The organism is Microbacterium sp. AR7-10, assembly GCF_001878835.1.
GTDB lineage: Bacteria > Actinomycetota > Actinomycetes > Actinomycetales > Microbacteriaceae > Microbacterium > Microbacterium commune.
Map to the genome: position 1 here is coordinate 1 of NZ_MJIR01000095.1, position 6620 is coordinate 6620.

A 6620-nucleotide genomic window follows, 5' to 3' on the forward strand; every position below is an offset into this window, starting at 1 on the left:
GGGCCGCCGCGGCCCCGCGGCGTCAGCGCGAGGCGAGACCGGCGAGCAGCTCGAGCACGCAGAGCGCGGCAAGGCGCACGGTGCGCGCGTCGTCAGCGTCGGCGGTGGCATCGACCTCCGCGATGTCGGCACTGGCGACCTTCGCATCTGCAGCGATGGCGCGAACCAGCGCGCGTAGCTCCCCCGCGGCCAGCCCGCCGGGGACGCTTGCCGGGCAGCCGGGAGCGGCCGCCCTGTCGACGACGTCGACATCGATGTCGAGATGGATGCGCGAGCCGACGCCGGCCACCGCGAGCGCCTCCGCCACGACCGACGGGATGCCCTTCTCGCGCACCTCGTCGAGCGTGATCACCCGGATGCCCCAGTCGGCGGCACGCTGAACGTAGGCGGCCGAGTTCGCGAAGTCGGCGATGCCGATCTGCACGATGCGCGTCGGGTCGATGCGCTCGCCGTCGGGAGCGTCCTCGATCAGGCGACGCACGGGTGAGCCGTTGGAGACGCCGTCGCGCAGGTCGAGGTGCGCGTCCAGCGTGATCAGCCCGTCGGCTCCGGCACCGCGGGCGACCGGATAGGTGAGCGAGTTGTCTCCGCCGAGGGCGATCATCAGCCGCGTCTGCTCTGCGAGGGCACGCACGCGCTCGAGCGCGCGCCGCACGCCGTCGTCGCCGTCCGGCTCGGGCACGTCGCCGGCGTCGACGATCCGCAGCGCGGCGTTCAGGTCGATGACCGGGGGCCCCATCAGCGCCGGGCTGAAGCGCGGCAGCGCGTCGCGGATGGCGGCGGGGGTCGCGTGCGCGCCGGTGGGCGAGAGTGAGGTGCGCCAGGTCGGGATGCCGATCAGCGCGGCGTCCGCGCGCTCCCCCGCCTCCGCAGCGGGCCACGATCCGGCGCGCGGCCAGAGGTCGTCGTGTGCGAGCGCCATGTTCATCCCTTCTGCCGGACGGACACGCCGTCCTTCCAGACCTGCCGCACGAGCGGCACGCCGGGCCGGTACGCCAGGTGCACGCGCGTGGGGGCGTCGAGCAGCACGAGATCGGCACGACGACCCGGGGCGATCACCCCGATGTCCGAGCGCTGCAGCGCCGCCGCGCCCCCAGCGGTCGCGGCCCGCACGGCTTCAGCCGGCGTCATGCCCATGTCCCGCACGGCGACGGCGATGCAGAACGGCATCGACGAGGTGAAACTCGAGCCGGGGTTGGTGTCGCATGCGATGGCCACCGTCACTCCGGCATCGATGAGGCGCCGCGCGTCGGGGTACGGCTGCCGCGTCGAGAACTCGACGCCGGGCAGCAGGGTGAGCACCGTGTCGGATGCGGCGAGCGCCGCGACGTCGTCGTCGGTCAGGAAGGTGCCGTGATCGACCGACGCCGCGCCGAGCTCGATGGCGAGCTGCACACCCTGGCCGGGGCCGAGCTGGCCGGCGTGCATGCGCGGCTTCAGCCCGCGGGCGATGCCGGCCTCGAGCACTCGTCGTGACTGTGCGACGCTGAACGCACCGGTCTCGCAGAACACGTCGATCCACGTGGCGTGCGGCGCACAGGCATCCATCATCGCGCCGACCACGAGCTCGACGTACTCGTCGGCGCGCCCGGCGTACTCCGCCGGCACGACGTGCGCACCGAGGAAGGTGACCTCCTCGGTCACCTCGGCGGCGAGGCGCACCAGACGCTGCTCGGTCTCGACGTCGAGACCGTAGCCGCTCTTGATCTCGACCGTCGTCGTGCCCTGCGCGAGCATCTCGTCGATGAAGCCGCGGACGCGGGCCCGCAGCTCGTCGTCGCTCGCCTGGCGGGTGGCGGCGACGGTGGAGCGGATGCCACCGGCAGCGTACTTCTCCCCCGCCATGCGCGCCTCGAACTCGGCCGCCCGATCGCCGCCGAACACGATGTGGCTGTGGCTGTCGACGAAGCCGGGGATGACCGCCCGACCACCGGCATCCACCACCGCATCGGCGGCCGGTGCGTCATTCGACGAGCCGACCCACGAGATCAGTCCGTCTGCGATCAGCACGGCGGCGTCGTGCACGGTGCCGCACCGGTCGGCCGGGGTGGCGACGTTCGTCGTCAGCTCCCCGATGTTCGTGATGAGCGAGGCGGTCACAGCATCGGCACCTTGAGTCCGCGCTCGCGGGCGATGTCGCGCGCATGCTCGTAGCCGGCGTCGACATGGCGCATCACACCGGTGCCCGGGTCGTTCGTCAGGACGCGCTCGAGCTTCTCGGCGGCCAGATCCGACCCGTCGGCGACGGTCACCTGCCCGGCGTGGATGGAGCGGCCGATGCCGACACCGCCGCCGTGATGCAGCGACACCCAGCTGGCACCGGACGAGGTGTTCAGCAGCGCGTTGAGCAGCGGCCAGTCGGCGATCGCGTCGGAGCCGTCCTTCATGGCCTCGGTCTCCCGGTACGGCGAGGCCACCGACCCGGAGTCGAGGTGATCGCGGCCGATGAGGATCGGAGCCGACAGCTCACCCGAGGCGACCATCTCGTTGAACCTCAGGCCCGCGAGGTGGCGTTCCTTGAAGCCGAGCCAGCAGATGCGAGCGGGAAGGCCCTCGAAGCGCACCGTCTCGCGGGCCTTGTCGAGCCAGCGGTGCAGCGGCCTGTCGTCGGGGAAGAGCTCGGCGATCGCGCGATCGGTCTTGTAGATGTCCTCGGGGTCCCCCGAGAGCGCAGCCCACCGGAAGGGCCCGCGGCCCTCTTCGAACTGCGGGCGGATGTACGCCGGCACGAACCCGGGGAATTCGAAGGCGCGCGCGAACCCCCCGAGCTGCGCTTCGGCGCGGATCGAGTTGCCGTAGTCGAAGACCGCTGCGCCGGCATCCTGAAACGCGACCATGGCGGCGACGTGCGCGGCCATCGACTCGCGCGAGCGGCGGGTGAACTCCTCGGGTTCGCGATCGGCCTCGGTCTTCCAGTCCGCGACCGAGATCCCCACCGGCAGATAGGCGAGCGGGTCGTGCGCGCTGGTCTGGTCGGTGACCACGTCGATCGTCAGCTGCCCTGCATCCTGACGGCGCTTGAGCTCGGGGAACACCTCGGCGGCGTTGCCGACGACGCCCACGGAGAGAGCCTCCCCTGCTTCCTTCGCGGCGACGACGCGCGCGACCGCCTCGTCGAGGTCGGTGGTGTACTCGTCGAGATAGCCGTGGTCGACACGGCGCGAGAGGCGCGATTCGTCGACGTCGACGATCAGCACGACACCGTCGTTGAGCGTGACGGCCAGCGGCTGGGCGCCGCCCATTCCGCCGGCGCCGCCGGTGAGGGTGAGCGTGCCCCGCAGCGAGTCCCTGCCGAGGGAGCGGGCGACGGCGGCGAAGGTCTCGTACGTGCCCTGCAGGATGCCCTGGGTGCCGATGTAGATCCATGAACCTGCGGTCATCTGGCCGTACATCATCAGGCCCGCGGCCTCGAGCTTGCGGAACTCGGGCCAGGTGGCCCAGTCGCCGACGAGGTTGGAGTTCGCGATCAGAACGCGCGGGGCCCACTCGTGGGTGCGGAACACGCCGACCGGCTTGCCGGACTGCACGAGCAGCGTCTCGTCGGGCTCGAGCTCATCGAGGGTGCGGACGATCGCGTCGTACGCCTCCCAGCTGCGCGCGGCCCGCCCGGTGCCGCCGTAGACGACGAGGTCCTCCGGGTGCTCGGCGACCTCGGGGTCGAGGTTGTTCATGAGCATCCGCTTCGCGGCCTCGGCGCCCCAGCTCTTCGCGGTACGCTCGTTGCCGCGCGCGGCGCGGATGGTGCGGGTGGTGGTGTCAGACATTCGCGTGCTCCTTCGCAGCGCGGAGGACGGCGCCCGAGCGGACGAGCTCGGTCACGGCCTCCATGTCGGGTGAGAGGAAGTGGTCCGGACCGGGACCTGCGGCCACGGTGCGGACGAGGTCGCGCACGGCGCCCGTCGCGGGACCCGCCTGGAGGGGGGCCCGCAGATCGAGGGCACGCGCGCCGGTGAGGATCTCGATGGCGAGCACCCGCGTGAGACCGTCGAGGGCACGGCGCAGCTTTCGGGCTCCCGACCAGCCCATCGACACGTGGTCCTCCTGCATCGCGGATGACGGGATCGAGTCGACCGAGGACGGCACGGCGAGGCGCTTGAGCTCGGAGACGATGCCGGCCGCCGCGTACTGCGCGATCATCAGCCCGGAGTCGACACCGACCTCGTGCGCGAGGAAAGGGGGCAGGCCGTGACTGCGCGCGGGGTCGAGGGCCCGGTCGGTGCGTCGCTCCGAGACGGAGGCCACATCAGCGACCGAGATCGCGAGGAAGTCGAGCACCGCGGCGATCGGCGCCCCGTGGAAGTTGCCGTTCGACTCGATGCGCCCGTCCGCGGTGACGACCGGATTGTCGACCACGGACGCGAGCTCGCGCCGGGCGATCAGGGCCGCGTGGGCCATCGTGTCGCGTGCCGCGCCGTGCACCTGCGGCGAGCAGCGCAGCGAGTAGGCGTCCTGCACCCGGCCGTCCTCCGGCCCCTTGTGGCTGTGGACCATGGGCGAGTCGGCGAGGACCGCGCGCAGGTTCGCGGCCGACGTCGCCTGACCCACCTGCGGACGAAGCGCCATCAGGTCGGCGGCGAACACGGCATCGGTGCCCAGCTGAGACTCGACGGACATCGCGGCGGCGAGGTCGGCGGCGGTGATGAGGGTCTCGAGGTCATGCAGCGCGAGCAGCAGCATCCCGAGCATGCCGTCGGTGCCGTTGATGAGTGCGAGGCCCTCCTTCTCGACGAGGACGAGAGGCTCGATGCCGGCCGCGGCGAGAGCGTCGGCAGCGGACACGAGCGCGCCGTCGGCGTCGCGGACGTCGCCCTCGCCCATCGACGCGAGCGCGACGTGGGCCAGCGGGGCGAGGTCGCCCGAGCAGCCGAGCGAGCCGTACTCGCGGACGACCGGGGTGATGCGGGCGTTCAGCATCGCCGCGTAGGTGTCGACGACGACGGGCCGCACGCCCGTGTGACCGGATGCCAGAGTCTGCAGGCGGAGCAGCTGCAGGGCCCGCACGACCTCGGTCTCGATTTCGGCTCCGGTGCCGGCGGCGTGGGAGCGGATCAGACTGATCTGCAGCTGGCGGCGGCGCTCGGAAGCGATGAAGGTGGTGGCGAGGGCTCCGAACCCGGTCGAGACACCGTAGTGCGGGTGCGGATCGGCCGCCCTCCCGTCGATCACCGTGCGCGCGGCAGCGACCCGCTGGCGGGCGGCATCCGCGATCACCACAGGTGCGAAGTGGCGTGCGACGGCGACGACGTCGTCCGGCGACAGGGAAGTCGCGCCGATGGTGACGGGAGACGAATGCTGCATACCTCGATTCCACACCGAGACGTTCGCCGGCGGGGCGTCGAGTGGAAGACTGTGTCTGTGATCACAGACATACCGGATGCCGAGCTGCACCGTCCACAGGTTCCGGCAGCCGACCAGACGCTGCGCATCCTGCGGCACCTCGCACGCCGGCCCGCGCCGATCGCGGCGACCGCACTCGCCCGAGAGCTCGGCATTCCGCGCTCCACCGTCTATCACCTCCTCGCGACCCTCGAGGAGCACGGCTTCGTCGTGCATCTCGCGCAGGAGCGGCGCTGGGGGCTGGGCACCAGCGCGTTCGAGCTCGCCGGCGGCTATGCCAGGCAGGAGCCGCTGGCCCGGCTGGGTCGGCCGATCCTCGCCGGTCTCGCTGATCGTGTCGGCGAGAGCGCCCACCTGGCGGTAATGAGTGGACGCGACGTGCTCTATATCGTCGAGGAGCGCGCTGCCCGCAGGCCCGCGCTGGTCACGGATGTGGGCGTGCGGCTGCCCGCGCACCTCACGGCGACCGGGCGTGCCATGCTGGCCGCCCTCCCCCGCGCGCAGGTGCGAGCGCTCTACCCGGACACCGCCGCGTTCACCGACCGGACGGGCAGTGGACCGGCGCGTCCGGCCGAGCTGCGTGAGGTGCTCCGCCAGGTACGTCAGGCAGGCGTCGCCACGGAAGACGGAGAGGTGACGGCGGGCTTCCGCTCCGTCGCCGCGGCAGTGCACGACCACGCCGGCTGGCCGATCGCCGCGGTCGCGGTGACGTGGGAGGACGCACGGGACGCTCCTGCGCAGGCGGAGGTGACTGCGGCCGCCCGGATGCTGCAGAGCAGGCTGGGGTACGACCGCCGATGAGAACGACGAAGGGCGCCGCGGACTGCGATGTGCAGTCGACACGACGCCCTCGACGAGCCGGGATCAGCCGGACGCGCCCTTGCGGGGCTTGAGGAAGGACTCCGGTTCGCGCTTGGCGCGCTTCTCGGCTCTCTTCTCCTTGAGTGAGAGCTGGGGTGTCTTCTTCCCGGCTCGTGATTGCGGTGTCTTTCCAGACATGGACTCGCTTCCCCTCTTTCGGCTGGCGGGTTCGGTAACCACCGACCATAGCCCGTCCCCGGGGGAAGTCAAATCATGGGGGACTTAACGCAAAAGAGCCACCCAACGATGGGTGGCTCTTTCACAGAAGAAGTCCGGCGGTGTCCTACTCTCCCACAGGGTCCCCCCTGCAGTACCATCGGCGCTGTGAGGCTTAGCTTCCGGGTTCGGAATGTGACCGGGCGTTTCCCTCACGCTATGGCCGCCGTAACACTATTGACATGTTCATCGGCAACATCACTCGC

The 6620-nt window shown here is 71.3% G+C and carries 6 protein-coding genes and 1 rRNA gene; 1 reads left to right on the forward strand and 6 read right to left on the reverse strand.

What is annotated here, in order from left to right; translation table 11 throughout:
* Window positions 1-22: 22 nt before the first annotated feature.
* The 4 genes from BFN01_RS12945 to hutH are packed head-to-tail and all read right to left on the reverse strand — an operon-like array spanning window position 23 to window position 5298.
* Entirely contained in the window at window positions 23-928 is a 906-nt protein-coding gene (locus tag BFN01_RS12945) for an arginase family protein (protein WP_071644760.1), read from the reverse strand.
* On the reverse strand, window positions 925-2100 hold the full coding sequence (hutI, locus tag BFN01_RS12950) for an imidazolonepropionase (protein WP_071644761.1): 1176 nt from the start codon (window positions 2098-2100) through the stop codon (window positions 925-927). Before hutI ends, BFN01_RS12945 begins: the two co-directional genes overlap by 4 nt.
* Window positions 2097-3764: a urocanate hydratase gene (gene hutU / locus BFN01_RS12955; RefSeq protein ID WP_071644762.1), complete on the reverse strand. Its 1668-nt coding sequence runs from the start codon at window positions 3762-3764 to the stop codon at window positions 2097-2099. Before hutU ends, hutI begins: the two co-directional genes overlap by 4 nt.
* Window positions 3757-5298, reverse strand: coding sequence for a histidine ammonia-lyase (gene hutH, locus BFN01_RS12960; protein WP_071644763.1), 1542 nt, complete (start codon window positions 5296-5298; stop codon window positions 3757-3759). The genes hutU and hutH overlap by 8 nt, the downstream gene beginning before the upstream one ends.
* Before the next feature lie 51 nt (window positions 5299-5349).
* Here hutH and BFN01_RS12965 point away from each other — a divergent pair, with 51 nt between their 5' ends.
* Window positions 5350-6138 carry an IclR family transcriptional regulator gene (locus BFN01_RS12965; RefSeq protein ID WP_371261040.1) on the forward strand — a complete coding sequence of 263 codons (789 nt, stop codon included), beginning with the start codon at window positions 5350-5352 and terminating at the stop codon, window positions 6136-6138.
* Window positions 6139-6201: 63 nt separating this feature from the next.
* On the opposite strand, the gene BFN01_RS15925 is transcribed toward BFN01_RS12965, so the two are convergent.
* Together BFN01_RS15925 and rrf are read right to left on the reverse strand one after the other, a co-directional pair.
* On the reverse strand, window positions 6202-6336 hold the full coding sequence (locus BFN01_RS15925; RefSeq protein ID WP_256221160.1) for a hypothetical protein: 135 nt from the start codon (window positions 6334-6336) through the stop codon (window positions 6202-6204).
* 132 nt (window positions 6337-6468) lie between these two features.
* Window positions 6469-6585 (reverse strand): 5S ribosomal RNA (gene rrf, locus BFN01_RS12970).
* Between the last annotated feature and the right edge of the window lie 35 nt (window positions 6586-6620).

What these genes read in the sequence shown, in the direction of transcription:
- BFN01_RS12945 (WP_071644760.1), bottom strand. Translation starts at nt 928, where the DNA reads ATGAACATGGCGCTCGCACACGACGACCTCTGGCCGCGCGCCGGATCG.
- hutU (WP_071644762.1), bottom strand. Translation starts at nt 3,764, where the DNA reads ATGTCTGACACCACCACCCGCACCATCCGCGCCGCGCGCGGCAACGAG.
- hutH (WP_071644763.1), bottom strand. Translation starts at nt 5,298, where the DNA reads ATGCAGCATTCGTCTCCCGTCACCATCGGCGCGACTTCCCTGTCGCCG.
- BFN01_RS15925 (WP_256221160.1), bottom strand. Translation starts at nt 6,336, where the DNA reads ATGTCTGGAAAGACACCGCAATCACGAGCCGGGAAGAAGACACCCCAG.